This window comes from Planosporangium spinosum (genome assembly GCF_049999945.1).
GTDB classification, from domain to species: Bacteria; Actinomycetota; Actinomycetes; order Mycobacteriales; family Micromonosporaceae; genus Planosporangium; species Planosporangium spinosum.
This window is the reverse complement of the sequence record NZ_JBLYUB010000008.1, coordinates 63,324-90,188: the sequence shown is the minus strand read 5'-3', so window position 1 is coordinate 90,188 and position 26,865 is coordinate 63,324. Positions and strand designations below refer to the sequence as shown.

General features: G+C 69.9%; 15 protein-coding genes. 8 read left to right on the top strand and 7 right to left on the bottom strand.

Annotated elements, in window-relative coordinates; all coding sequences use genetic code 11:
* Positions 1 to 196: 196 nt before the first annotated feature.
* Positions 197 to 7,411, bottom strand: coding sequence for a ricin-type beta-trefoil lectin domain protein (locus ACNTMW_RS13335; protein ID WP_426633817.1), 7,215 nt, complete (start codon positions 7,409 to 7,411; stop codon positions 197 to 199).
* A gap of 52 nt (positions 7,412 to 7,463) precedes the next feature.
* Here ACNTMW_RS13335 and ACNTMW_RS13330 point away from each other — a divergent pair, with 52 nt between their 5' ends.
* A complete protein-coding gene (locus ACNTMW_RS13330; RefSeq protein ID WP_426633816.1) occupies positions 7,464 to 7,769 on the top strand; it encodes a hypothetical protein in 306 nt (101 codons plus the stop codon).
* A 545-nt stretch (positions 7,770 to 8,314) separates the two neighbouring features.
* Positions 8,315 to 9,253, top strand: a complete 939-nt coding sequence (locus tag ACNTMW_RS13325; protein WP_426633815.1) for a DUF3152 domain-containing protein — start codon at positions 8,315 to 8,317, stop codon at positions 9,251 to 9,253.
* Between the two features lie 284 nt (positions 9,254 to 9,537).
* Here the strand turns inward: ACNTMW_RS13325 and ACNTMW_RS13320 are convergent, their stop codons facing one another.
* Positions 9,538 to 11,145, bottom strand: coding sequence for a GGDEF domain-containing protein (locus ACNTMW_RS13320; protein ID WP_426633814.1), 1,608 nt, complete (start codon positions 11,143 to 11,145; stop codon positions 9,538 to 9,540).
* Between the two features lie 370 nt (positions 11,146 to 11,515).
* Between ACNTMW_RS13320 and ACNTMW_RS13315 the strand changes: the two genes are divergently transcribed.
* On the top strand, positions 11,516 to 12,409 hold the full coding sequence (locus ACNTMW_RS13315; RefSeq protein ID WP_426633813.1) for a DUF4231 domain-containing protein: 894 nt from the start codon (positions 11,516 to 11,518) through the stop codon (positions 12,407 to 12,409).
* Between the two features lie 14 nt (positions 12,410 to 12,423).
* On the opposite strand, the gene ACNTMW_RS13310 is transcribed toward ACNTMW_RS13315, so the two are convergent.
* Genes ACNTMW_RS13310 through ACNTMW_RS13295 form a run of 4 tightly spaced genes read right to left on the bottom strand, consistent with a single transcriptional unit; the run spans position 12,424 to position 17,123 of the window.
* Positions 12,424 to 12,843, bottom strand: a complete 420-nt coding sequence (locus tag ACNTMW_RS13310; RefSeq protein WP_426633812.1) for a DUF5663 domain-containing protein — start codon at positions 12,841 to 12,843, stop codon at positions 12,424 to 12,426.
* 50 nt (positions 12,844 to 12,893) lie between these two features.
* On the bottom strand, positions 12,894 to 15,401 hold the full coding sequence (locus ACNTMW_RS13305; protein WP_426633811.1) for a type IV secretory system conjugative DNA transfer family protein: 2,508 nt from the start codon (positions 15,399 to 15,401) through the stop codon (positions 12,894 to 12,896).
* Between the two features lie 34 nt (positions 15,402 to 15,435).
* The gene (locus tag ACNTMW_RS13300; protein WP_426633810.1) at positions 15,436 to 16,200 is read right to left on the bottom strand and encodes a hypothetical protein; all 765 of its coding nucleotides are present in this window, start codon (positions 16,198 to 16,200) and stop codon (positions 15,436 to 15,438) included.
* Entirely contained in the window at positions 16,197 to 17,123 is a 927-nt protein-coding gene (locus tag ACNTMW_RS13295; RefSeq protein ID WP_426633809.1) for a hypothetical protein, read from the bottom strand. The genes ACNTMW_RS13300 and ACNTMW_RS13295 overlap by 4 nt, the downstream gene beginning before the upstream one ends.
* 719 nt (positions 17,124 to 17,842) lie before the next feature.
* Here ACNTMW_RS13295 and ACNTMW_RS13290 point away from each other — a divergent pair.
* The 5 genes from ACNTMW_RS13290 (at position 17,843) to ACNTMW_RS13270 (ending at position 25,688) form a co-directional block, all read left to right on the top strand.
* Positions 17,843 to 20,398 carry a glycoside hydrolase family 3 C-terminal domain-containing protein gene (locus tag ACNTMW_RS13290; RefSeq protein ID WP_426633807.1) on the top strand — a complete coding sequence of 852 codons (2,556 nt, stop codon included), beginning with the start codon at positions 17,843 to 17,845 and terminating at the stop codon, positions 20,396 to 20,398.
* 210 nt (positions 20,399 to 20,608) lie between these two features.
* Complete coding sequence (locus tag ACNTMW_RS13285) at positions 20,609 to 21,382, top strand: TIGR03089 family protein (protein ID WP_426633806.1); 774 nt, start codon at positions 20,609 to 20,611, stop codon at positions 21,380 to 21,382.
* 120 nt (positions 21,383 to 21,502) lie between these two features.
* A complete protein-coding gene (locus ACNTMW_RS13280) occupies positions 21,503 to 22,039 on the top strand; it encodes a hypothetical protein (RefSeq protein WP_426633805.1) in 537 nt (178 codons plus the stop codon).
* A 35-nt stretch (positions 22,040 to 22,074) separates the two neighbouring features.
* A complete protein-coding gene (locus ACNTMW_RS13275; RefSeq protein ID WP_426633804.1) occupies positions 22,075 to 22,416 on the top strand; it encodes a hypothetical protein in 342 nt (113 codons plus the stop codon).
* Positions 22,417 to 22,757: 341 nt separating this feature from the next.
* Positions 22,758 to 25,688 (top strand): M36 family metallopeptidase, encoded by a 2,931-nt coding sequence (locus tag ACNTMW_RS13270; protein WP_426633803.1) that lies wholly within the window; start codon positions 22,758 to 22,760, stop codon positions 25,686 to 25,688.
* Positions 25,689 to 25,784: 96 nt separating this feature from the next.
* Here ACNTMW_RS13270 and ACNTMW_RS13265 read toward each other — a convergent pair whose 3' ends face one another.
* On the bottom strand, positions 25,785 to 26,846 hold the full coding sequence (locus tag ACNTMW_RS13265; RefSeq protein ID WP_426633802.1) for an ABC transporter substrate-binding protein: 1,062 nt from the start codon (positions 26,844 to 26,846) through the stop codon (positions 25,785 to 25,787).
* Positions 26,847 to 26,865 lie beyond the last annotated feature (19 nt).

Genomic DNA, 26,865 nt, shown 5'->3' with positions numbered 1-26,865 from the left:
GCCGTTTCCTCGATCGTGAAACGGCCATCCGTAACGCGAGGAGGGTTGACGTGACCGTAGGCACCTTGCGCAGTCAGTTCAACACCTACACCGAAAGCATGGACGCACAGGATCCGAGCCTCAACTATACGTCCGACCAGGTCATTGCCCACCTGCCCCCATTGCGACAGGGGCAGATCATGAATGTCTCGACCTTCTACCACGGCGCCCACAGCTTCTCCCTATTCAGTGTCAGATGGTTGAAGAGGTCAATCTTTCCATGCGGTATTTCCCATTCCAAGCCAGGGCCGCCTTCATATGGAAGCCCCGTACCGAAGTGTTCCTCGAACTCTGAACGCTTGAACGTGAACTTGGTGTAGTAATCCTCGTGCGTGCCGACCGAATAATCGGCATACTTCTGCGCCACGTCTTCAGTCCCGATATAGGCGAGACCATTGCCACCCGCGTGCCGAGCAGGGTTAAGTCCGCTAGCAAGTTCATCGGCTCCATTCCCCCTCTGCGCGGCCCGATAGACATGGATCAGGTCATCAGAATTGCCCGATCCGCAGTTGTGTACGAGGACCGGAGTGTTACCGGCCAGCACATAGTACGTGTGGATGTCGGCGACGGTGAGGTCGCGCATCTCGTGCTGACCGGTGAAGTTTCGGATGGTCGCGACGGATTGGACGCTGCCGTCTGTGGTGCGCAACCGGTGACCGGCCTGAAGGTCGGCGGCATCGACCCACGCGTGGGAGGTCTCGTCCCAGAATGGGTGGTGCTGGGTGGTGTGCAGGATCTGCGTATGCCCGTCGGCACCGGTCAGGATGACGTCGGTGAGATCAGTATCTTTATTGATATGTAGTGCAGTGACGGGCCTGGTTGTGGTCTGGCCGGTGTCGGGGTCGGTGGTGACGACCTTGTCGTCGACCTTGACGTCCTTGATGGCCTTGCGGGTGCCGTCTGCCATCAGGACAGGCGTTCTCGGATCGAAGCTGTGACATCCGCGCCTCAGCAGCGCTTGGGTTCTTGCGATGACTTCGTCGGCAAACTTGACGGCCTTCTGCCAGGTTTTATATGCCTCAAAGCCTCGGGTGAGTGCTTTGAAGATGTCTTTGCCGATCTTGAGCGCCTTGCCCCAGGGCATGGCATTGAGGGCGGCATTGCCGCAGGCCCACAGGTCACCCTTGGTGAAGCAGTTGACGATGTCCGTTACACCGATGAGGTCGAGGACGAACTTCAGCCCTTGGTCGATGAGGACGTCTACGAGGGTCTGCTTCTTGACCTTCTGGGCGTTTTCGTAGGCGGCCTGTTGAGCAGCCGTGAGCACCGGCGCACTGGGACGAGCGTTGCTGGACGGCGCACTGTTTGCTTTCGCCTTGGCTTGACGCGTCGCGACCTGCTGCTTGAGCACGTACTTGTCGTCAGGTCCGCCGCATTCGTCGAGGCAGACGCGCAGGCCGTCCGGGTCGCTGGCGGTGGTGGGGTTGTTGTTGGCGTAGCTGTAGCCGTTGGTCTGTTGCGGGTCGGTGACGTCGAGGATGGGGTCGACGGAGATGAACCGGCCGATGCCGGGGTCGTATTCGCGGGCGCCGAGGTGGGTCAGGCCGGTGGGGTCGGTGACGCCGTTGACGAAGCCGTGGGTGGTGGGCCAGGTGGGTTGGGTGCCGCGGGGGTTGCCGAACGGGTCGGTCTTGCGGCGGGTGGTGCTGAGGTCGCTGGAGTTGATGGCGAGTTGGGTGGTGCCGTGGTGGTCGGCGGCCAGCCAGGTGAGCCCGCCGGGGTTGGTGCGTACCGCGGTGGAGCCGTAGAAGCGGGTGGCGCTGATCGCACCAGCGGCGTCGCGGCGGACCTCGGTACCGGCGAGGTAGAGGGTGGTGCCGGAGGCGTCGCGGGCGATGAGCCGGTTGCCGGCGGCGTCGTAGAGGTAGGAGGCGGTGCCGGCGCTATCGGCGATGCTGGCCAGGTGGCCTTCGAAGTCCCAGGTGAGGGTCTGCCCGGGTTTACCGGCGAGGTTGCGGGTTTTGGTGTTGCCGGCCTCGTCATAGGTGTAGCTGCTGGTGCCGGTGGTGGCGGTGACGGAGGTGACGGCGTGCGGTCGGGCGGTCTTGGCGGCCGGGTAGGTGTAGCTGCGGGTGGTGTCGCCGGTGGCGATGTGGGTGGTGTCGGTGGTGCGGTTGCCGATGGTGTCGTAGCGGTAGCTGGTCCAGTACGGGTCCGGCCCGCCGACGACCGCTTGGCTGGGGGTGGTCTGGCAACTGGTGGCGGTGGTGGTCCACGCCTCGGTCAACTGCCGCAGCCCGTCGTAGCTGAAGCACTGGTTGGACACCACCTCGCCGGCGGTGGTCTCGGCGATCGAGGTGACCTGGCCGGCCGGGTTGTAGGTGTAGTTCTCGGTGAGCTTCTCGGTCCAGGTCGACGCGCCGGTCTGGATGCCCGTCGACAGCTGGGTCAGTCGGCCGGTGGCCTCGTCGGCGGCGGTGTCCAGCTTGACCTGTTTGGGCGCGGCGCCCAGGAGTTGCTGCTTGACCGCGCCCCAGTAGTAGTACTGGGTGCTGGCGATGTAGGTGTCCAGGCCGGCCAGCGTGGTGGGTAGGCCGACGTTGTCGTAGCTGGTGGTGACGGTCTCGGCGCCGAGGCCGGCGGCGGCCGGGTAGGTGGTGGACGCCACTGAGCCGTCGACGTTGTAGGCGGTGGTGGTGGTCCAGTCGCCGGCCAGGCCGGTCTCAGCGGCGGGGATGCGCACCGTGGTACCGAGGGGCCGGTAGGCGTCGTCGTAGCCGGTGACCAGGGTGGTGTAGGTGGTGCCGTTGGCATACCGGTTGGCGGCGGCGGCCTGGCCCTTCACCGTGCTGCCGTTGGCCAGGGTGTCGAAGGTCCAGTCGGCGAGTTTCGTGCCGGTGCCGGCCGCGTCCTTCCACAGCTCGGTCTTGCGGCCGAGGCCGTCGTAGGTGTAGGCCAGGGTGACCTTACGGTCGTCGGTGCTGGTCAGCAGCTGCCCGGCGTCGTCGTAGGTGGAGGTGATGGTGCCCTTGTCCGGGTCGCCTGCCTGGGTGACCCGGCCGCGGAGGTCGTAGCTGGTGGTCCAGGTGTTGCCGGCCGGGTCGGTGACGCTGGTCTGGCGGCCGAGCCGGTCGTAGCCGTAGCTGGTGTCCTGGAACGCCCCGGACGGGGCGCCGTTCAGGTACTGGCGCAGGGTGACGGTCTGGCCCCGGGCGTCGGTGATGGTGGTGGTCGGGGTGCCGCCGGCCGGTGGGGTGACCGTGGAGCGGTCGCCATCGTAACTGGTGGTGGTCTGCCACTTCAGGGTGTTGTTGCTGTAGAGCGCGTCGACGGTTTGCCGTTGCAGGGTGTCGTAGCTGAAGCGGTGCTGGTTGGCCACGTTGGCGTCGTTGGCCGCCACGAGCGACCCGGTCGGGCCGGATGCGCTGTTCCAGAACGTCGAGGTCTTGGCCGGCAGGCCGCGGCCGTCGTAGACGGTCTCGGACACCACCCGGCCGCCGACGTTCTGGGGCGCGGGGGTCTGGGTCTGGCGGGGGCGGAGCAGGCCGTCGTAGATGACGTAGCTGGTGATCTGCTGGCCGGCGGGGCCGAGTTTCTGGGTCTGGACGCTGTTGGGGGCACTGCTGGACAGGGTGTAGGTGTACTGGTTGTCCGGGGTGTCGGTGGTGGGCCGGTTGTTGCGCCAGACCTTGGTCAGCCGCCCGAGCGGGTCGTAGACGGCGGTGGTGGTCTTGCCGTTGATGTCGACGACCGAGGTGGGGGTGTCCTTGCCGGAGTCGACGGTCGTGGTGGTGGTCCAGCCTGCCGAGTTGGTCACGCTACTGGCGGTGACCGGTCCGCCCGAGGCGGGGGTGTAGCCGGTGGTGGTCTTGCGGTCGAGCGCGTCGTAGGCGGTGGTGGGCCGGCCGTAGGCGTCGTAGTCAGTGCGGGCGGCCTGCTTCCAGGTCCTGGTGCCCGAGGCGACACTGGCCAGGGCGGTGGTCTTGGTGGGCAGGCCCTTGGTGGGCGTGGCGCCGACGGTGGTCGTGCCGTCGTAGAAGGTCTGGGCGCCCTCGAGGTAGTCGCCGTCACCGGGGTTGGCCGCACAGGTGGTGGTGGTCACCTGAGAGGGGAAGTTGATCAGTCCCTTGCCGGTGTCGCGGGCGTAGTCGGTGTGGGTGCACCGGTCGTCGGCCGCGGTGGCGGTGTCGCCGAGGTCTTTGACGTCAGTCGGTAGGCCGTAGGAGTCGTAGGCGGTGTTGGTTTCGGTCCAGCGCCAGGTGTTGGTAGCGGCGATCCAGGTGCGGCTGCGGGTGGCGGTCTCGGTGACCATCAGGGCGCTGAGGTCCTCGCCGACGTCGTTGGGCTTGGACCGTACGGCGGTGCGGGTCACGGTCGGCTCGTGGATGGTCGAGGAGACGAGCGTGCCGCCGTCGAGGGTCTGCTGCTCGCGGCCGAAACCGCGGGTGCCGTCGGCGTCGGTGAAGTTGTTGACCCAGATCTGGCCCGGTCCGCCGGTGCAGTCGGAGATTTGCAGCTGAAGTCCGTTGACGCCGTTGCCGTTGGGGGCGTCCAGGCAGCGGCCGGACTTGGTGTTTTTGAGGCTGCCATCGGCCTGCGCCGCCCAGACCTGTGAGGTGGCGCCGTTGCAGGTCCACAGTTGGATCAGGGTGTTGTTGGCGGTGCCGCCGCTGGCGGTGTCCAGGCATTTGCCCGACTGGGGGTTTTTGAGTGTGCCGTTCGACAGGGTCTGCCACAGCTGCGCGCCGGTGCTGTTGCAGCGGTACGACTGGACCTTGGTGCCGTCGGCGGTGCCGCTGCTGGAGACGTCCACGCAGCGGGCCGCCTGCGGGTTGAGCATGCTGCCGTCGGCCTGCGGCAGCCACACCTGAGCGAGGTTGTCGCTGCAGTCGTTGAGTTGCACGTTGGTGGCGTCGGCATTGACCCCGCCGGCGATGTCGAGGCAGCGGCCCGTGTACGGGTTGCGCAGGCTGCCGTTGGGTTGGCGTTGCCAGACCTGGTAGGCGTTGCCCGCGGTGCAGGTCGACAGGTTGACGTTGGTGCCGGGCCAGGCGCTGCCGGCGATGTTGAGGCACTTGCCGCTCTGCGGGTTGCGGAACGTCAGGTCGGTCCAGTTGTAGCGCCATATCTGCGCGCCGGTGGTGTTGCAGGTGTACAGCTGGACGTTGGTGCCGTCGGCGGTGCCGCTGAGGGCGACGTCGAGGCACCGGCCGCCCCGGCCGGAGATTGCCCCGATCGTGCCTGGGGTGCCCAGCGGGGCGAGCACCCCGACCCGGCGGGCGTTCCACACCATCGACTGGTTGTCGGTGGAGGCCAGGCCATCGCCGTCCATGCCGCGGTGGTGGATGTTCGTGGTGACGGTTTGCGGGCCGCCGGCCGGGCCGTGGGTGACGGTCACGGTGGAGTAACCCTGCCACTGCGTCCACGACCGGTACGCCAGCTGGACGGTTTCGTTGTAGTCGTGGTGCCACAGCGCCGGGTCCGAGGAGTTGGCGGTGGAGTAGGCGTACGACCAGGTCTCGTCGGGCGACCCGCCGGTGAGGTCGCGGTTGGTCACCGAGGTGACCACGTACTTGTGGAACCAGTCCCAGCCGGCGTTGGGCATGGTGACCGGCTTGGCGTACACCGGGAAACAGCGGTTGGGGTTGATCTGCGACAGCGGGTCCCAGTCGCGCACGCAGTCGGTGGAGGAGAACGGCTCGCCCTGGCCGGAATAGTTCACGACGGTCTCGGCACCGGTCCCGGTGTTCACCCTCGTCACGCGGTAGTGCATCAGCGGGGCGAGGCCGAGGTCGTTCCCCCAGTTCTTGCGGTTGACCATGCGGGTACCGCCGAACGTCATCGTCGGTTCGGCGAGGCTGGTGGTGCCGTCGGCGGCGTAACCGGTGTGGGTGATCGAGGCCAGCCACAGGTTCGGCGACGAGTCGTTACCGGCCGGGGCGATGTAGTCGCCCGACGCGGGGAACTGGTGGGTCAGGTCCCACTTGTCGACGTTGCGGTAGGCGGACTTGCCGGCGTCCCAGACCTGGCTGGTCACCGAGGTCAGCCGGTACGACGTCCAGTACGCCGGGGTCTGCGTGTTCGGGCACGACGTCGGCGCCGGCGACGAGTTGCAGTTGAGATCCCATGGGGTGTCCGGCCAGTTCTCCGGATGTCCCGAACACGGGGTACTCGGCGACTGGAAACACCGGTCCGTCTTGGTGAACACCACCCGCATCGGGGCGGTGGAACTCGCCTCGCTGCCGGCCCGGGTGCCGTAGTCGATGTGGTCGAGAACCGCCCCGGCCAGGTACGGCTGCACGTTGGTGTTGCCGTTGATGCCCACGTACTGCTGGTTGACGGCGTAGTAGTACGTCATCGAGTTGCCGCGCGGGTCGACGACGTAGTCGAGGTTCCAGCGGTAGCCCAGCTCGCACCAGGAGCTGGCGAACCCGCCGCTGTTGTAGCAGGGTTCGCCGGGGTTGTTACCGAAAACCGGCTCCGGCAGGGTGGCCGCCGTGTCGGCGGTGTCGCCGGCGTAGCGCTTGTTGATGCCGAAGTAGTACTGGGTACCGTCCAGGGCAGTGACCCGCCAGTACTCGCCGTTCTTGGTCCAGTTCGACGTGCCGGTCAGGTTCTCGATCTTCAGCCCGGAGTCGTCGGCGGCGTGCCACACCCCGGTGGCGTTGTCCCGCACCAGCCGGGTCGCCTTGCCACCGAAGACCATGGTGGCGTTGTAGGCCGAAAACCAGCACAGGTCGGCGGTCGACCCGCCGTCCTGGCTGCACGGGCGGTAGGAGCGTTCGATGTAGCCGGGCTCGAGGTTCCAGCCCTCCCCCACCCACGAGGTCTGGCCGTTCTGCCGCACGGTCTGCCCGTCGATGGCACCGGAGTCGTAGGACAGCGCCAGATCCGGAGCCGGCCCGCCCAACGACGCGGGCACCTTGAACGGGTAGTTGTAGGTGAACGACCCGCCCTGGTTGCCGGCCGCCCACGAGTACGCCGGCGACAACGACGTCGCCCCGAAGTCCCCGCTCGACGACGACGCCGATGACGTCACCGCCACCACCATCGGCGCGGCCTGCCCTTCCTGCGCCTGTGCGGCAGGCGCGTTGCTGGGATCGGCGGCCACGTCGACATCCACCGACACCGACGTCGTGGTCGGCATGTTCACCGACGGCAACGGGGTCTGCCGCTGGCACTCCCGCTTCTGCGGCGTCGTCAGCGCGCAGGCCGGCAGTGCCACCAGCCGCAGCCGATCCCCGTAGTTGGCCCCGTAGGCGTTGGCGAACCCCGAGTAGTCCACCCGCAGGCGAACCCGGCCGGAGCTGGCGACCTTGTCGGAGCGGGTCAGGCTCATCACCACACCGGGCACCCCGACGGCCTTGGCGGCAACCTGGTCTGCCACCGTCACCTGGACCGACCCCGGCCGCTCCACATCGGTGGTGGGCATCTTGCGGCCCTGCCGCAACCCGTCGTTGCCCGACGGTGTCGCCGCATCGAGAGTGATTGGCAGACCGCCCACCGCGACCGCCGCGCCCGCCACCGGCACGTCCGCCGCGCCACCCGGCGGCAACGTCCGACGGTCGCTGATCGACGTCACCGCGGCGTCGTCGGTCTGCGACCGGGTCGGTTCCTTCGCCTTCACCCCACCGACCGGTGCGGACTTCGGCGCGGCCCCCTGCGCACCCGACCACGGCGGTGCCGCCAACGCCGGAACCTGGCCGGTCATGCCGACCGGCACGGCCACCGCCAGCGTCGCCGCCACCAACCTGACCAGCCGGCGGCGCCAGGCCGGTCGTGGACGGTGAACGCCAACGGGCACAACGGAACCACGCGCCGACCAGGCAGACATCGCGACCTCCCCAAGAGCCCCCCACGACAGGGGAACCGCAACATTAAGGAAGGTCAATAGGAGTTCACAAGAGCGTGCCGGTGAAACTACCGAGCGTCATGCACATAGGCCCCGCCGCACGATCATTAAAAGATCAACCACCTGCAGGTCCAGATGCTCCAATGTAGACAGCAGCGCCCGGGGTGCTACCACCCGTTACGACCGGCAAATCGGACAGGTACCCGCCAAGGCTTTGTATCAGGCGGCATGATCCAGACCATCCCTACCGGTGACGAAGCAGCGCCAACCATTCCTGCTGCTGATCTAGCAGACAAGATCCCGTAAAACAGCGACATCACCGTACGGACGACGGCCACAGCCGGTCACGGCGCGCCCGGGCGGCCGAGCAGCGGCCGGGCGACCGCACACGCCCCGGGCGTCACGACGGCGGCGCCCGACCCTCCCCCGCCGTCGGGCTCGATCGCGTAGGCTGCCCGCCAGTCGGCAAGGAGAGGTGTGGCGGTGCGAACGAGGTCGTATCCAGCCGTGGTGGCGGGACTGCTCCTGATCGTCGGGCTGGCCGCGTGCGCCGAACCCGCCCCGCACACCCCCAAGGCCGCCTCCGCCGTGTCACCTGACGCCAGCCCCACCGACCCGCCGCCGTCCCCATCGCCGTCGCCCCCACCACCGTCGGCCTCGCCCACCCCGTCGACCACCGGGAGCCCCAGCCGCAAACCCACGCCGAAGCCGACGACCACGTTGAAGAAAACCGTCTCGGCCGGCGCGGACGCCCCGAAGTCCAAGGTCACGCCGCCGACCAACGACGGCGTGCCGACCCGCGGCGCGGGCACCTTCAGCGTCGCCGACGGCGGCACCGACGTCGCCGGCACCGGGGCCACCCTGGTCAAGTACCGCGTCGAGGTCGAAGACGGCATCGCCTGGGGCGACAACCCGGCCTGGACCCCGGCCAGCTTCGCGTCCACCGTGGATAAGATCATCACCGCCCCGCGCGGCTGGACCGACTCCGCCCGGTCCCCCGTCACCGACCCCGACGAGCAGATGACCGACGCGTCGTGGTCGTTCCAGCGGGTCAGCGGCGGCGACTACAGCGTCCGGATCCGACTGGCCACCCCCGCCACCGTCGACAAGGAATGCGGCGCCTACGGCATGGACACCCAGGGCGTGTACTCCTGCCGGTTCGGCCAGACCGAGATGATCAACCTACGGCGCTGGCTGCACGGCGCCCCCGGCTTCCCCATCGACCTGGCCGGCTACCGCACCATGGTCATCGACCACGAGATGGGCCACTTCCTCGGCTTCGACCACATGAAGTGCCCCGGCGCCGGCCGACCCGCACCGGCCATGCAGACCCAGACCATCGACCTGGGCGGCTGCACGGTCAACCCCCACCCGTTCGCCGCCGACGGCACGTTCATCATCGGCCCGTGGGCCCCGTCCTGACCGACCCCGTACGACGACGGGGCACTCACGTGCCCCGTCGCTCCGCAGCGTGCGGATGCCGCCTCGCACGGCCTGTCCGGACCACCCTGCGTTGGAACCGTTCCCACCCCACCGCTGGCGGGACAGCAGCGGCAGCGTGACGCTCGACGTCACTCGCGGACAATTGCACTCAGCGCTGTCGCCACCTTTGTGGACGGTCGACCGCAGGCCCCTACGGCGATGAGGCGACAAGGGGATCGAAGGGCGGCCGGCCACCGATCTTCGACCCCATCGTCTACCGGACGCTAGGCGGCGACCTGGTCGCGCCCGCCGCGTTTGGCGTGGTAGAGGTTGGCGTCGGCGGCGTTGAACAAATCCTGCGCGGTCATACCCGGGCGCAGTGCGGTCGCGCCGATGCTGATGCTGATCCGCAGGCCGGCGGCGATGTGGTGAAGGTTCGCACCGCGGACGGTCGCGCGGATGCGTTCGGCGATGCGGCGGGCACCGGTGAGATCGGCGTGCAGGAAGATGACGAATTCGTCGCCGGCGTAGCGGATGGGGATGTCGCCGGCGCGGCAGTTCGCCTGCAGGATCACAGCGATCTCACGCAGCACCTGGTCGCCCACGCTGTGGGAGTACGTGTCGTTGATGGTTTTAAACTTGTCGACGTCGAGGAGCAGCAGCGCGGTCGGCTCGTTGATCTCGCCGGTGTCGAGGTCGGCCATGATCTGGTCGAAGCGGCGGCGGTTGGCCAGTCCGGTGAGCGGGTCGAATAGCAGCGCGGCCTCGGCGCGTTGGCGGGCCTGCTCCTGTTCTTCACGTTGGCGGGCCTGGCGGAGCATGGCGACGCGCTGCAACCGTTGCCGCCAGAGTTGCCGGGCCTGGTCGTGGATCATGCTGCGGAGGTCGCGGGTGGCGTGTTCACCGATCTCCTGTGCGGCGAGCACGGCCAGTTCGAACCCGACGACGAGCCCACCGCCGGCACTGCTGTCCGGGCCCAGCTGCTTGGCGGCGAGCAGTTCCCGGCGGGCGGCCGGGAGATCGCCGTTGACTCGAAGCGCGATCCCGAGCGCCAGGTGGGCCTGCCGGGCGTGGTACCAATCGCCAGCCGCGCGCAGCGGTACCACGATGCCGGCGGCGAGGTCGAGCGTCCGGTCGACCTCGCCGAGCTTGGCCAGCGCCACCGCGTACGAGGCGCTGAGCGACAGTGCCTTGTCGGTGGCATCGCCGCCGGCGGGGATGTCGCACGATCGCGCAAAGAGCTCCGCGGCGGTCCGCAACCGCACCCTGGCTGCTGTGTGGTCGCCGAGCTGGTCCAGCCGCAGACCCCATTCCAGCAGCATTTCAGCGTGGATCAGGTCGTAGATGGCGAACGACTCCGTCCGGTCGGTCGCGGTCCGAAGCTGCAAGATCTGATGGTAGGCGGCGCGGGACGTCTCGTAGAGTTCGGCGTTGATGGCCGTCCCCATCAGTGAGCCCAGCGCCGCCACGTACCGCTCGTTGCGTACGCCGGTCCGTTCCAGCAACAGGCCGGCCCGGGCCAGGCACTGCATCGCCTCGCTGAGCTGGTCGACGTACAGGTGCACCCGGGCAAGGTCGGCCAGCGTCTTCGCCACGCCGACGACGGAGCCCGCGGACTCGTGATGGCTCAGCAGCCGCTCGCCGGCCGTCAGCGCTTCCTGCAGCCGACCGAGGTTGACATACGCAAACATGCGGCTCTGCAGCAGGAAACCGACGGTCTTCTCGTCACCGAAGGCGCGGGCCAGCGGCTCATAGACCGCCAACGCCGCGAGCGCCTCTCGGGCCCGGCTGGTCTGCGTCAGATCATGTACCTGCTCGGCCAAGGCATCCAGCGGCCCGTACGCGGACACCGGGACCGGTAGATACGCGCCGGTTCCCGCGTCGTCGTCCACCACAACCCCAGTCAGCTCAACACATGATCGCGCACCACGCTGCTCTGTCCATCGGCCTGGAACCACCGCATCTGAGCGTTCCCGTGCCGACGCCGGCCAGCCCCCGGATCTCCGGCCGCGGGCCGGCGTCGGCACGCATCAGTACAAGTACGGCCTGCGGACGGCCACGCTGGAGTGTCGGATAGGCGTCTGCGGTGCATGGACGACATTGTGGCCACGACCTGCGCTGGCGCGCCAGCCTCGTCTCCGCGGCGCAGCACCGTGCGCCAGCCCGCGGCGACTGCTGTACCGGTCCGACCGATGCGGCAAAGATGTCTGTCACCGGCCCCTGCGGGCCATGGCGGTTCGCGCCGCAGAAGGAGGAGGCACGATGCCCGACAACTCACCGGCCGACGAGGCGTGGCGCCAGCAATCCATCTGGTCACAGACCGCCAACCGGATGAAGGCCTCCATCGGTCGCGCCCGGACCACGAGCCTGGCGCTGACCGTGACGAGCGCGGTGTCGGCGACGCTGGCCGGCGCGGTGACCGGCATCGCGCCCGCCGGCCGCTCCGCGCTCGCGGTCGCGGCGACCGTGGGGGTGGGCCTGGTCCCGCTGCTGCGCCCCCGGTGGAGCGGCTCCGTGTTGCGGGACTGGACCCGCGCGCGTTCGGTGTCGGAGGCGCTCAAGAGCGAGGTGTTCCTGTACCTCGCGCGGGCCGGCGACTACGCCGGGCCCGACCGCGACGACCGGCTGGTCAAGGTGTCCGAGACGGTACTGCGGGACGCCGCGGACCTGCTGCGACACAGGACCGGCATCGAGCCGGTGCGGCGCGCCCTGCCGGAGGTCCACGACTACCGGTCGTACCTCGAGGTTCGGGCCGACGCCCAGATGAACGGCTACTACGAGCCCCGGGCCCGGGGCATCCAGGCGCGGCTCGCCCAGTTCCGGCGGGTCGAGGTGACCCTGGCGGCCATCGGCGTGGTGCTCGGCGCCATCGCCGTGGTCCGCCCCGACCGGAGCCTCGGGGTGTGGATCGCGGTGGTCACCACGGTCGGCGCGACCCTGGCCGCGCACGTGGCCGCCGCGCGCTACGAGTACCAGCTGGTCGAGTACCTGCGGACGGCCGACGAGCTGGCCCGGCTGCGCCGGGCCGCGGCACGCACCGATTCCCCGGCCGAGCTCGACGTGCTGGTACAGCAGTGCGAACGGGTCATCTCGATCCAGAACGAGGGCTGGATGGCGAAGTTCGTCGGCGACGCCGACGCGCAGCCCACGAGCTGACGCCGTGGCGACCGCTACGGCTCCTCGGCGGCGACGGCTCCGGACTGCGGCGGGCCGGACCGGGCGACGTCGGCGTGCGACCGTGACACCTCGATCAGTTGAGCCGCCTGACCGGCCAGTTCGGTACGCAGCCGGTCCCACTCGGTCCGCACCACCGCCTTGTAGTCGGGGCGGTGGGCGACGAGCCAGTCGAGCGCGCCCGCCTCGTCGCCGGCGTCGATCAGCCCCTCGAAGTCGGCGAGCTCCGATTCGGACATCTCCGCCGCGAGGGTCGTGCCGACCCTGAGCTCGAGTGTCTCGTATATGTAGCGCAGCATGAGTTCCCCGTGCGCCGGGGGCAGCGCGGCCAGTCCGAGCTCGACCAGAGTGTTCTGGTCGAGCTTGATACGCGAACTCCTGTCAGGGCCGGCAGGATCGTCGGTCGTCGTTGCCATCCGCACTCTCCCGTCGTACGGCGTGCCGGCATACCCACCGGCCACTGTCGTCAGATCTCACTCACCGGGTCGGCGTCGGAGCTGACCGGGGACGTCGTGGACGAGGGGCTGGCGGGGGCCGTAACCGGCTCACCCGGACTGCCGTGTCGGCCGAGATACGTTCGCCAACCATCGACCAGGTTCTCGCCGTCACTGTCACTGTCACTGTCGCCGGCGCCGGCGCCGGCGCCGCGGCTGTCGGGCGCGGCCGGCTTCCAGGGCGACCGGCCGAAGGCGGGCCCTTGCCGGGTCCCCGCGTCGGCACGCTGCTGGTCCTTCTGCTTCTGGATCTGCCGCGCCACCTTGTTCTCCGCTCGCAGGAGGGTGCGACTGGCGGAGACGATGGCGCGCTGCTGGCGCCTGCCCTCGGTGGCCGGCTTCGTCGCCATTCTCTCGTAGTGGTCGATCTTCAACGTGAAGGCGGGTGTCGGCACGCCCGCGACCAGGAGGGAGCACGCCGCGTCGAAGTTGGGCAGCCGCCGGAGCGCGTCGAGTTCGAAGTCCGGCTGGAACCGGGCACCCAGGTGCTGGGCGTCACGGTCGCCCAGCCTGAACGCGACGACCGTTCCCACGTTGCCGAGCAGCGCGTTCTGGATGTTCTCCGGAAACTGGTCGAGGTACTGGTTGGCGACGACCGCCGACAGTCCGAACTTGCGGCCCTCGGCCAGGACGTCGGGGAGAGCGCCCTTGGCGAACGTGTGCGCCTCGTCGACGATCAGGCCGAACAGCTTGTTCGTCCGCCTCCGCAGCGCGGCGGTCCAGAACCTGGTCAGGTACACGTAACCGAGAAGTTGGCTGACGGGAGCACCGATCTTGCCCTTGTCCAGCGAGACGATGACTATCTTGGACGAGTCCATGATCTCGGCCGGGTCGAGCACGTCGTGGCCGCTGCCGAGAATCCGACGCAGGACGCCGTTCGTCCGGAATGCGGTGAACTTGCTGGTGAACCAGCCCAGGATCTCCGACTTGTGGTAGTCGGTCGTCTGCTTCATCTCCCGGTCCCAGAAGTCCAGCAGGTAGTCCTCGGAGATGGTCTTCTTGCAGGCGTCGCGGTATGCCGAGTCCAGGAACATCAGCGGCACGTCGAGCAGGGAAGCGTGTCGACCCTGGGCCGCGATCAGCGTCAGCATCGCCATCCGGAACCACGTCTCCCAGCGCGGTCCGACGATGCCGGTCTGGCCGGGGTCGAACAGGTCGGTGAACATGGCGGCCACATTGGCCAGGGCCGTGTCGCGCTCCAGCAGGTCCGTCACGGCGAACGGGTTGATGGGCGCCGGGTGTTCGATGTCGGCGCAGTTGACGTAGACGGTGTCGGCCACCCGCTCAGGGGGCAGGTCACGGAGCAGGTGGGCGGCGGTCTCACCATGGGGATCGATGAACAGGAAGCCGTGACCGGCCGCGGCGAGTTCCGTCGCCACCGCCCGCAGCGCGGTCGACTTACCCGCTCCGGTCTGGCCTGGAATGTACAGGTGGCGGGAGAGGTCCGCCAGGGACATCCGGATGTCGGTCGGCGAGCCTCCCGGCCCGATGGCGGAGCCGATGCGCAGTCCACTCGAGGCGCTCCCCCGGACCGCGCTGAGCCCCGCCCGGATCTGCCCGGCAGGCACCACGTCGAAGCCCGGGAACGTCCCGGTGGTGGCGACGGGCAGCCGGAACATGCCCTCGACGTCGTTGGCGCCGAGGATCGCCTCCCCCGGAGCGGCGTTGACCGCGAGTGGTTCCGGGCGGTCACCGCGCCAGGTGGCGACCGCCTGCGGCATCATCGCCGGTTCGACCACGACCAGTTCGAGGGGGTCGCCCGCGCTCGTCAGCTCCGCGGCCACCAGCGGGTCCAGGCCCGCCGTGGGGCAACTGATCAGTACCTGGCAGCGGACCGGCCTGCCGTGCCGGGCCAGCGCCATTCCCAACTCGGTCGAGGTACGACGCTCGACCCCCAGGACCTCGGCGAGATCCTCGTCCGACAGCGAGGTCACCGCCGACGAGACGCACAGCCGGATCTCGTGCTGCTCGGCGTCGACGAGTGCGCGGCACAGCCCGAGCATGTCCCGGTCGCCGTGGATGACGAGGGGCATGGTGCGCCGCCGGGAGGACCGGTCGGCGGCGAAGACCGCGCGGCGCATCTCGACCATCCGCTTCGGCGTCGCCCGCATCAGGCGCGTCACCTCGGCGTCATCGAGCCGCCCGGCGACCACCGGGCTGGCCGGGTCGGACAGCAGCGACCTCAGTCGGCGGTCGATCGCCGGCAGGGACCGGGCCGGTCCGGTGACGACGAACCGGAGCGCCAGGGTCGGCGACTTCGCCTCGCGGCCGATACTGACCTGCAGGCTGCCGGGGAAGGGCAGCGCGGCCGCGAAGTGAACGATACGGCCGAGGAAACCGTTGCGCGCCGCTCGCTGTTCCGCGGACCACGACGACACCAGGGACTCCGCCCGGTATCCGAAGTAGCCGGTGGTCGGTTCACCCGGTCCGTCGTCGCCGGCGACCGGACTCCGCGCCACGTTCCTGACCGCTCCTGCCATCGTGCCCCTCCCGTGCGCTCCTGCCGACCGGTCTTCACATGCTCCTGAGGATTTCGCCCACTACCTCGCGGGCCCAGGGAGTCGGCGCACCGTGCGCCCGCAGGGCCTCGATCACCTCCGCCTGCGTCACCCCGCGACCCAGCTCCCGCGCCGCGTACGCCCGCAGCTCGGTGGCGCTGGGAGCGGGCGGGAGGTCCGCGGCCGACCCGGTCCGCAGGGAGACCCGGAGGTCCTGCCTGAGCGAGTCCAGGGTGGCCTGCACCATCTGAAGAGCCGGCAGCACCTCCGGTGGTGACGAGCCGTCGTCGCCGCGCGCGGTCCGCCCGGACGTCCAGTCGAGCGGAAACGGCTTGGACGCGGTCGGCTCCGCGAGCGTCTCGGTGATGGCCCGGGTGATGTCGCCACGGAGCTTCTCGGCCCAGTCAGGATCGCGCGGCGAGTAGCTGATGTGGCGCTGGTTCTGCAGATCGAACGGGATCTCGGAGCCGGTCTCGGTCAGCAGCACGCACGGTTTCTCCGCCATGTGTGCCAGCCCGAGCTCGTAGTACACGTTGGCGTTCGGCTGGGAGAGCTCCGCGACCACGACGCTGGAGCGCAGGATGAGCTCCACGATGTGCCGCACGACGTTCCCGGAACGGAATATGTCGTCACCGCGTTGGCCGTCGAGATGAGCGTTCGCGATGGCCGGCAGGTAGATCTTGCGATAGTAGGTGTCGTACGGTTCGCCGAAGGGCGACACCACGAAGGCGGTGCCCCCGGCCGGTGGGGCCTCGGCGGCGGTGGCGACGGCAGCCGTCACGGGAGTTGGCCCGGGGTCGAGCGGAAGAGCAACCCGTCGGTCATCTCGGTGATGAAGCGGGCCAGGGCCCGCTCGCGCACGAACTCGACCAGAGGATAGTCGTACCGCTGGAGGAACATGTCGAAGTCGGGCTGCTGACGGGGCGGTTCTGCTTCCAACCGCGATTCCGCCACGTAGGTCAGATAGATCCAGACTGTGCCGTAGTCGCGATTGCCGGGCGCCTGGATGTCATATATCTCGCGCACCGGCCCGCTGGGACCGTCCTGCCATCTGCTCACCGCAAGATCGATTCGCCCGAGGTCGGGAATCTCCTTGTCGGAGAGTTCGACCAGTCCGCCGTCGCCGCTGGGCACGTGTGTGAGCGCCCGCCGGAGCACGTGCGAATTGCGCACCCGGTTGGCGCGCGACCTCCCCTGACTGAAGTCGTGGAGGATGAATGCGAAATGGTACGACGCGCGTGCGGGCTCGATGTGCCGGCGCTCGTCCCGGCTGCACAGCCGCTCCAACTCCTCCCGCAGCGCCGCCTCCACCTTCGCCACTCCCGGCAGGATGAGCTTGTACCAGTCGAAGAAGCGGCGGAACGAGGAGCCCGTCCGTTCGAGCCTGAGCTGGTTGCCCCGGGTGAAGACAACGGCGAAGCCCTGGTCTGCGTCGTTGTACTCGACACGTACCGAGTCGGAGTCGGAGGCCCGTTCGAGGCTGTCGTACCGGTACAGCCCGGTGCGGCTCAGCAGCTCGTACACCTCCTCATAGAGCGCGTCGTGAACGCCACTCATCGATGTGGTGCTCTCCCAGTGCGTGAACTGGGGATACTGGACCTCCAGCGCGAAGCGGTGAATCGAGTCGATGCACTCGAAGATGTCCGGCGCCCGGAACACGTCCCATTCGCCGAGGAAATCGTCCTCGCTCCGACCTATGGGCAAGGGGCGTCTCCCGTCCGGCGGGGCGACGCGTGCAACGCCGGGCCGACTGCCGGATACGCCGCGACGCGCAGGTAACCGGACCGCCAGAGCGCAAGGAAACCGATGTGCAGCTGAACCGGAGCGTCGGCACCGTGCACCGAATTCCGGGTCAGCTTCCGAGTCCGGTACGGCGATGAGCCCTCGCCGGGTACGAACACCATCGACGACGCCCCCTTCTGCACGTCGGGCGAATCATCCGGTCCCGACTCTGTCGGCATTGGAGGGTGACTGTCAATCGACCTGCCGCCGGTTCCCTAGGGATGATCGTCGTAAAAGCGGGTCGGCACGGACATCAATTCGATGATCGTGAATCATATTCCGATCGCGTGGCGGTAACCGGGCCGGTCGGCGCCGGTCACCCCACCGACCCGACCCCGGCCGGGCGTACGTCACGTCCGGCGTAGCATTCAGGGCATAGGGGCGTTGACCGTCCCGCACGCCGTGCCACAACGAGCCGTCGTGGAAGCGGCGTGACAACGAGCCCGCGACAACGAGCCCGTGACAACGAGCCGTCGAGAGGCCACACCACCGGCCGGCTCCCACCTCGGATGCCGACCGGCGACACCGCCGGTGGTAGACACCGGTCCGATGCCGACGCGCCCTCGTACGGCTTCCGCCAGGCGCCTGGCCTTCGGCCACCGGTACGCCGGTCCGGGCGCCAGAATCAAGGGAACGGCGGGATGTTCCGACGTGTCGCGTACCTGCTGGTAGCAGCCGCGCTGTTCTTTTCCGGGGTCACCGCTCGCGCCCTGCCGGCGGCCGGTTCCCTATCGGCGGACCGGCCGTGGATGCGTCCGGGCGCCAGCCCCGCCCAGCGCGCCGAGGCGCTGCTCGCCCGGATGACGCTCGACGAGAAGATCGCGATGGTGCACGGCGACGAGTTCCCGCCGAAGGGCGCCCACGCCGGACACGTGCCGGGCAGTGCCCGGCTGGGGATCCCGGAGCTGTGGCTGGCGGACGGGCCGAACGGGGTCGGCAACGGCGGTACCGGCGTGACGGCGTTTCCGACCGTCGTCGCCGACGCGGCCACCTGGGACCCGGACGTCGCCTACGAGTACGGTCGGGCACTGGGCCAGGAGCAGGCAGGCAAGGGCCACAACGTCGCCCTCGCACCCGCCCTGAACATCCTGCGGACGCCGCTGTGGGGACGGGCGTCGGAGACCTTCACCGAGGACCCGTACCTCAACGGGCAGCTCGCGGCGGCGGAGATCCGCGGCATCCAGAGCCGCCACGTGATCGCCACGCCGAAACACTTCGTGGCCAACAACCAGGAGACCGGCCGGCAGGGGGTACCGGTCATCGGCGGCCCGGCGGTCGACGAACTCATCTCCGAGCGGGCGCTACGGGAGATCTACTACCCGGGCTTCACGGCCGCCGTGCAGCAGGGCGGCGCCGGCGCGGTGATGTGCGCGTACAACCAGATCAACGGCGCCTACGCCTGCCAGGATCCGCGGATCCTCGGCACGCTGAAGGCCGGCTGGGGCTTCGACGGGTTCGTGATGTCCGACTGGTCCTTCGGCATCCGCGACACCGTCGCGGCGGCCAACAGCGGTACGGACATGGAGATGCCGCTGGGCACCCACTTCGGGGACGCGCTGAAGGCGGCCGTACGGTCCGGCGCGGTACCGATGAGCCGGCTGGACGACATGGTCCGGCGGATCCTCACCGCGATGTTCCGGATCGGCGTGTTCGACCACCCCGTGCGGGGCAACGAGTCGGCGATGGTCAGCACGCCGGCGCACCGCCAGCTGGCCCGGCGGATCGCCGAGCAGGGCAGCGTGCTGCTGCGCAACGAGCACGGTGTGCTGCCGCTGGACTCCGGCCGGCTGCGCTCGCTGGCGGTGATCGGCACGGCCGCCGGTGCCGGCGCGCAGATCGGCGAGGGTGGTTCCGGTACGGTCGTCCCCTCCGAGCTGGTCACCCCGCTCGCGGGGATCACCGCCCGGGCGGGCAGCGGCGTGCAGGTCAGGTACGCGCCGGGCACGCTCGGTACCGCTCCGCTGCCCGTGGTGCCCGCGACGTCGCTCACCCCCGACGCCGGCGGCGGCCACGGCCTGCTCGGCACCTACTACGCCACCCCCGACCTGACCGGCGCCCCCGTCGCCACCCGGGTGGACCGCACCGTCGACTTCTCCGCGCCGCCGGTCGCGGGCCTGCCGACGGTGTGGTCGGCACGGTGGACCGGGACGCTGACCCCGCCGGCCACCGGGGAGTACCGGTTCTCGCTCAACGCCGCCGGAGCGTTCCGGCTCCTGGTCGACGGCAGGGAACTGGCCGGCAACAAGTACGCCGACTTCCCGGTCACCGCACAGCCCCCGCCGGTGCGGCTGACCGCCGGACGGCCGGTCACGATCCAGCTCGAGTACTCCCCCGCGGAGTCGGTCATCGGCGCCGGCGTGCACCTGGGCTGGCAGCCGCCGGACCCGGCGCTGCGGCAGCGCGCCGTGGACGCCGCGCGCGCCGCCGACGTCGCGGTGGTCTTCGTGGGCGACAGCACCGGTGAGGGCACCGACCGTACCGACCTGGCGCTGCCCGGCGACTCCGACCAGCTCGTCCACGACGTCGCCGCCGCCAACCCCCGGACCGTCGTGGTCCTCAACACCGGCGGTCCGGTGTCGATGCCGTGGCTGCACCAGGTCGCCGGCGTCGTCGAAGCCTGGTACCCCGGCCAGGAGTTCGGCAACGCGATCGCCGCGCTGCTGTTCGGCGACGCCGACCCGTCCGGCCGGTTGCCGATGACCTGGCCGGCCAGTGCCCGGCAGGGCCCCGTCACCTACGACGACCTGGGCCTGCGCACGGAACGCTACGACGAGGACACCCTGGTCGGGTACCGCTGGTTCGACGCCACCGGACAGCGGCCGCTGTTCGGATTCGGCTACGGCCTGTCCTACACCACGTTCCGGTACAGCGACCTGGACATCGCCGGCGACGGCCGGGACGCCACGGTCACCGTACGCGTGACCAACACCGGCGACCGGCCGGGATCGGAGGTGGCCCAGCTCTACCTGGGTGCGCCGGCCGGCGCCGGCGAACCGCCCAAGCAGCTCGCCGGCTACCAGAAGGTCAGCCTGCGCCCCGGCGAGAGCGCCTGCGTCATGTTCCACCTCGACGCCGACGCGTTCGCCCGCTACGACGCCGGCCGGCAGCGGTGGTCGGTATACCCCGGCACGTACCAGGTCCTGGTCGGCGGCTCGTCCCGTGGCCTCCAGCCCGCCGGCAGTGTCCCCGTCACCTGACCGACCGGCCGTCGCCCGACGGGCTCACGTCGCCGGCGGTGGGCCGGAGGCCCGGCCCGGCGCGGTGGCGCCGGCGCGTACGGCGAGCGGGTGGTGGCAGGTCTGGACGCCGCGAGCGCCGCCCTTCGCCGGCCGCACCGGCGAGTGACCATGGTCGTCGTGACGTAGGGTGATCTGATCGATGACCGCCACCAGTTGGGGAGCCGACCGATGCAGCCGACGACGACCGCGGACGTGGCCGTCCTGCTCACCCACGACCCGGCCGCGGGAGCCCGCCGGGCGCTCCTGACCTACTACGACGACGCGACCGGCGAGCGGGTGGAGCTCACCGCACCGGCCCTGGGTAGCTGGGCCGCGCGGACCGCGGCTCTCCTACGGCACGGGTGCCGCCTCGACCGGGGAGCCCGCGCGGCGGTGCTGCTGCCGCCGCACTGGCAGACCGCGGCCATCCTGCTGGGCGCCTGGTCGGCCGGGATCGCCGTGGCGTACCGGTCCTGGGCGACGGCGGGACTGGCACCGGTCGGACCGGGTATGGACGAGCCCCTGGAGGCGGTGTTCGTCTCCCGTAAGCGCCTGGACAGCTGGCTGGAGACGGTGCCGGCAGCCCACCAACGGTTCGTGCTGGGCCTGGCACCCGGCGGCGCGCCGATGGCCGAGGTGCCCGCGGGCTACCGGGACTACGTCACCGAGGTCGGCCGGTACGCCGATCTTCCGCCGGAGTACGAGTCGATCGGACGCGACGACGCGGCGAGCCCCGACGGCACCAGCTACCGGGAGTGGGCAGCCCTGGCGGGCAGCATCGCCGACTCACTGGGGCTGCGCGCCGGCGACCGCCTCCTGGTGGACGTGGCCGAGCACGAGGAGCCGGTCACGTGGCTGCTGGCGCCGCTGGTCGTCGGCGCGTCGGTCGTGCTGTGCGCCAACCTCGACCGCAGCGCGGTCGATGCCCGAATCGCCGCCGAAGGCGTAACCCACGTGCTCTGAGGCCGCCCGAAGCTCCGGAGCTGCCGTCCGAAGACCCGGGACCCCGATCCGCCGTTGTCGTCGCCTAGGCGGGAGAAGTACGCACCCGGAGCCTCGACCGCGGGCGCGATGATGTGGCGTATGGACTGGATGCCGATTGTGAGCACGGCGGCCGGCGGGGTGGTCGCGCTCTCGGGCACGCTGATCGCGGATCTCCGGCGTAGCAGGACCCAGCGCAGCCGCGAGCGGGAGCTGGAGTGCTGGCAGAACTGCATCGACTTCACGCTCGCCCTGGATTCGGCGCACGGTCTGCTCCGCGAGGTCGCGCGGACGGACGCCGGCGCCACGGACCGGCCCGACGCCGCGGGTGACGCGATCGGCCGCTCCGGTCTGTACCGGGCCCGGGAGAAGTTGCTGGTATCGGCGACTCCGGACCTGGTGACCGCCGGCGAGGCCGCGTTTCGGCGGCTGATCGAAATCCGGGATGCCGTCCGGTCGGGCGCAGCGCTCCGGTCGGAGAGTTACCACCGGGCGTACCACGACTTCGCCGAAGCGCTCTGGGGCTTCCGGATGAGGGTCCGGACCGATTTCGGCCACCGACCTCTCACCCCGCAGGACCTTCACAAGGCGAGCTGGTCGGAGCGGGAACAGTGCGTCCACTGTGGCCAGCCGGCGTGATCCGACGCCGGACCGGGTACGGCAGACGGCGACGCGTGCTGGGCTGGTCGCTGGTCGCTCTGGGGTTGGCGACTCCGTACGCGTGCTTTCTGCTCAGCTTCGAACCCTCCTACCTGCCCTTCGGGCCGACGCCCGAGCAGGCCGCCGAGTACGTGCACAACCAGCGGGTCACCGCCGTCGTGACGGGAATCGGCTGCGGGATCGGCTCGGTCCTGTCGGGTATCGGGGTCCGGCTGGCACCGTGGCGTCGACACCGGGCGCGACCGGAGACGACGGCCGGCCTGCCGAAGGTCGCCGCGGCAGGGCTCAGCCCCGGGACTGCTCCGTCGTCGAGCGGAACGCGACCTCCCGCATCCGGTAGTGGCGCGGCCGGGTGAGTGCGAAGACCACTATCGCGGCCGGGTGAGTGCGAAGACCACTATCGCGGTCACGTCATCCGGGCGCATCATCTCAGCGAGCTGCGCCATGGCGTGGTAGTCGTGCGTCCACGGACGGTTCGCCGAACAACCGCGGCGCCGCCACATCTCCGGGACGGCGCCGCTCGGCGTACCGGGTCGGTACCCTCGCCGACACCCTCACTTCTGACCGGCCCGGATGGCCGGACCGCCATCCGGGCCGTTTACTCGTTTCATCTATGTATTCGCATACCTAGGTGACCGCCGGCACGCGGACGCCCGGGCCGACACCAACTCCACCACCCCGGAGCGAAGAGGTACCCGTGCGCAGACCCGAATGGACAACCCGAGGAAGGCCGCGATGGCGGCCCGCCCATCTCCTGGCGACCGTCGCGGCCGTCGCGGTCGTCGGCAGCATGGCCGCCGTGACGCCGGCCAACGCCGATCCTTCCCGGGGCCCGGCCCCGCAGCAGCAACGCTCCGACCTGCTCGGCGACGGCCACGGTCCCCGCGGCAAGGACAACCGGAAAGGCGCTGTGCCACCCAGCACCCGGCAGCGTACGCTCGCCGGCCACTTCCCCGGGGTGCGCTGGAACCCGCTGGGCACGCCCGAGGCGCTCGGGCCGGGCCCGGCGCTGGCGACCGGGCTGCCGGCGGACCCGGAAGCCGCCTCCCGGCAGTTCCTCACCGCCAACCGCGAACTGTTCGGCCTCGACCAGGCGTCGGTCGCCGCGATGCAGACCGTCCTCGTCCGTCCGCTCGGCGCCGCCTCGGTGGTGCAACTGCGCCAGCGCTTCGGTGACCTTCCGGCCGGCTATGACGGCCTGGTCAGCATCCTGGTCAAGGGCGGTACGGTGATCCGGGTCAGTTCGTCGCTGTCCCGGGACACCGGCGCGCCGCAGCCGGCCACCCTCAGCCCGGCCCAGGCCGCCGACGCCGCGCTGCGCGACGCCGGGCTGACCGCGGGTCAGGTCGCCACCTCCGACATCTATGAGGTCGCGGTGCCGACCCCGGCGAACGGTCCCCGCGCGGCCTACTCCGTCACCCTCATCGCGAACGACACCACCGAACCGACCGCGTACACCACGTTCGTCGACGCCCGTACCGGTGAGATCCTGGTCCGCGAGGACCTGGTGAACTTCGACGCGGACAACCCGGACTGGGCCGTGTTCCCGGCCGCCCCGCCCAGCCGCATCGCGCCGGGCACCGATCCGCGGACGCACTGGTGCCTCGCCCCGCAGCCGGGCTGCACGCGTACGGTCCGCGACCCGGCGAGCGGTCAGGCATGGGACGTCGACCTCGCCACCGGCGCGCCGACGTTCACCTCGGTGGGCAACGCCGCGAACAACACCGTGCGCTGGGGTGGCGGTGCCACTCCCTTCACCGCGACCCCCAGCCCGGACCGTGCGTACACCTACCCGTTCACCGACCAGTGGCACGAGTCCAGGTGCGACCCGGCGGTCTTCACCTCGGCCCGGCGCAACGACGCCGACGCCGCCGTGAGCAACCTGTTCGCGATGCACAACCAGATGCACGACTTCGCGTACCACCTGGGCTTCACCGAGGCGACCTGGAACCTGCAGGCGGTCAACCTCTCCCCCGCAGGTCTGGGCGGCGACGCCGAGCAGGGCCGGGCGCAATCCAACGCGCTCGGCGGTTCCCGCAACAACGCCAACCAGGGCACCCCGCGGGACGGCCTGCCGCCGACCACCAACATGTACCTGTGGCAGCCGGCGGCAGGCAGCGCGTACCCGCCGTGCGTCGACGGCGACTACGACATGACCGTCATCGGGCACGAGTACACCCACGCGATCACGAACCGGATGATCGCCGGCCCGGACAGCGGGATCGGCTCCTTCCAGGGCGGCTCGATGGGCGAGGCGTGGAGCGACCTGGTCGCCGCCGAGTACCTGTTCGAGAACAACCTGCGCGCCCCCGGCGACACACCGTTCGTCACCGGCGCCTACGTCACGGGCAACAACGCCACGGGTATCCGCGACTACGACGCAAGCTCCAGCCCACTCAACTTCTCCGACATCGGGTTCGACCTGACCGGACCGGAGGTGCACGCCGACGGCGAGATCTGGGTGGCGGCGAACCTTCGGGTACGCGACGCGTTCGTCAAGCGGTACGGCAGCGGCACCCCGCAGGTGCAGCGTAGCTGCGCCGAGGGCACGACGCCGGTGGAGTCCTGCCCGGGTAACCGGCGCTGGATCCAGCTCATGTTCGACTCGTTCGTGTTGCAGGCCGCGAGCGACGTCAGCATGATCGACATGCGCGACAACATGCTCGCCGCCGACGTCGCCCGCTTCGACGGCGCGAACCAGGCCCTGATCTGGAACGCCTTCGCCGAGTCCGGGCTCGGCCGGGACGCGGCCGGCGACGGGGCCGACACCGACCCGACGCCGAGCTTCGCCTCCCCGTACGCCGACAACGCCACGGTCACGCTGCGTCCCGCCGGCGACGCCTCGCGCGCCGTCGTCCGGCTGTACGTGGGCGACTACGAGGCGCGGGCGGTACCGGTCGCGGACACCGACCCCGCCACGCCGCTCCCGGACACCTTCCAGATCGTGCCGGGCAAGCGGTTCACCTTCACGGTGACCGGCGCGGGATTCGGCAGCACGAAGTTCAGCGAGGAGTTCCGGGCCGGCAAGGCGAAGGACCTGCGGCCGAACCTGCGACGCAACCTCGCGTCGACCGCCTCGGGCGCGACGGTGACCGGCGACGGCGTCAACCTCGACAAGATCGCCGACGACACCGAAGCCACCGACTGGGCGTCGCTGGACGGGGTGGCGGGCAGGCGGGTGACCGTGGATCTGGCCGGCACCAGGCCCCAGGTGGTGAGCCGGGTCAACGTGAGTGCGCTGCTCCGGCCGGCGATCACCGGGGACGCCGACGCGGGCACCCAGAACCGGTTCAGCGCGCTGCGGTCGTTCGAGGTACTCGCGTGCAACGCGATCGTCGCCGACTGCACGAAGGACGCCGGCTACCGCCGCGCGTTCGTCAGCGCGCCGGACGCGTTCCCGGGCGGGAAGTTCCGGCCGACCGCGCCGCAGTTGAACATCCGGTCGTTCAGCTTCCCGCCGGTCCTGGCCACGCATCTGCGGATCAAGGTACTGGCCAGCCAGTGCACCGGCGGGCCGGACTACGCCGGCGAGCAGGACGCCGACCCGGCGACCACGACCGACTGCGCGACCGGTAGCCCGTTCGCGCAGCAGGTACGGATCGCGGAGTTCCAGGCGTTCATGTACTGACGGACCGGAAGCCTGTCGACGGCCGCACCCGCTCGCCAGCGGGCGCGGCCGTCGCGGGATCGCCAGCGGGCGCGGCCGTCGCGGGAGAACGAGCGGCTACGACGCGTCCGCGGACGTCGGCGCCTTCGCGACGAACTCCGTGGTGTACGTCTTGCCCAGGTCGATCCGGTCGGCCATCGGCTGCACGTTCGGCGAGAACGCCTTCAGCACGTTGAGCACCGTCTTCGGGCCGTCCGCGGGCATGACACCGTCGGCGGTGAACATCGGCATCGAGTCCTTGACCGCCTGGGTGTACAGCTTCGGGTTGCCGGCGGCGTAGTCGGCGGGCATCCTGGCGGCGATCTCGTCCGCGCTGTGGGTGGAGATCCAGCGCATCGTCCGGACGAAGGCGTTCACGACCTTCTGGACGGTCTGCTTGTGCGCGGCGACGTACGCGCAGTCCATGTAGAGGGAGCTGGCCGGGTAGAGGCCGCCGAGCGCCGCCCTGGTGCCCTCCTCGGTACGCATGTCGATCAGCACCTTCGCCTTGCCGGTGGAGGTCAGCTGCGCCACCGTGGGATCGGTGGTCATGCCCGCGTCGATGCCGCCGTTGGCGATGGCGGCGATGAAGGTCTGGCCGGCACCGGCCTTGACCGTGCTGTACGCGCCCTGGTCCACGCCGTTCGCGGTGGCCAGGTAGCGGGTGAGGAAGTCGGTCGACGAGCCGGGGCTGGTCACGCCGAGTTTCTTGCCGGCGAAGTCCTTCGGCGAGGTGATCTGGCCGGCCTTGTCGGTGGCCACCACCTCGACCTCGCCGGGCACCTTGGCCAGCTGCGCGACGCTCTCGATGCACTTGCCCTTGGCCTGCAGGTCGACGGTGTGGTCGTAGAAGCCGACGACGCCCTGCACGTCACCGCTGATGAGGACGTTCTCGGCCTGGGCCCCGGCGGGTTCGGTGAGCAGCTGGACGTTGACGCCTTCCTTGGCGAAGTAGCCGAGCTGCTCGGTGAGCTTGGCCGGCAGGTAGATCACCTTGTCGATACCGCCGACCATGATCTTGACGGTTTCGGTGCCGTTGCCGCCGCCGTCGGCCTGCGTACGGGAGTCGCGGCAGGCGGTCACCAGGCTGAGGCCGAGCACCGGCACGGCGAGCAGGGCGATGCTCCGGGTGAGGCGCATGGGGTATTCCCTTCAATCG

Excerpts from the sequence above, each read along its gene's own strand:
- ACNTMW_RS13315 (WP_426633813.1), top strand. The coding sequence starts at position 11,516 with ATGCCCGACAACTCACCGGCCGACGAGGCGTGGCGCCAGCAATCCATC.
- ACNTMW_RS13305 (WP_426633811.1), bottom strand. The coding sequence starts at position 15,401 with ATGGCAGGAGCGGTCAGGAACGTGGCGCGGAGTCCGGTCGCCGGCGAC.
- ACNTMW_RS13310 (WP_426633812.1), bottom strand. The coding sequence starts at position 12,843 with ATGGCAACGACGACCGACGATCCTGCCGGCCCTGACAGGAGTTCGCGT.
- ACNTMW_RS13290 (WP_426633807.1), top strand. The coding sequence starts at position 17,843 with ATGTTCCGACGTGTCGCGTACCTGCTGGTAGCAGCCGCGCTGTTCTTT.
- ACNTMW_RS13285 (WP_426633806.1), top strand. The coding sequence starts at position 20,609 with ATGCAGCCGACGACGACCGCGGACGTGGCCGTCCTGCTCACCCACGAC.
- ACNTMW_RS13280 (WP_426633805.1), top strand. The coding sequence starts at position 21,503 with ATGGACTGGATGCCGATTGTGAGCACGGCGGCCGGCGGGGTGGTCGCG.
- ACNTMW_RS13335 (WP_426633817.1), bottom strand. The coding sequence starts at position 7,411 with ATGCCCACCACCGATGTGGAGCGGCCGGGGTCGGTCCAGGTGACGGTG.
- ACNTMW_RS13265 (WP_426633802.1), bottom strand. The coding sequence starts at position 26,846 with ATGCGCCTCACCCGGAGCATCGCCCTGCTCGCCGTGCCGGTGCTCGGC.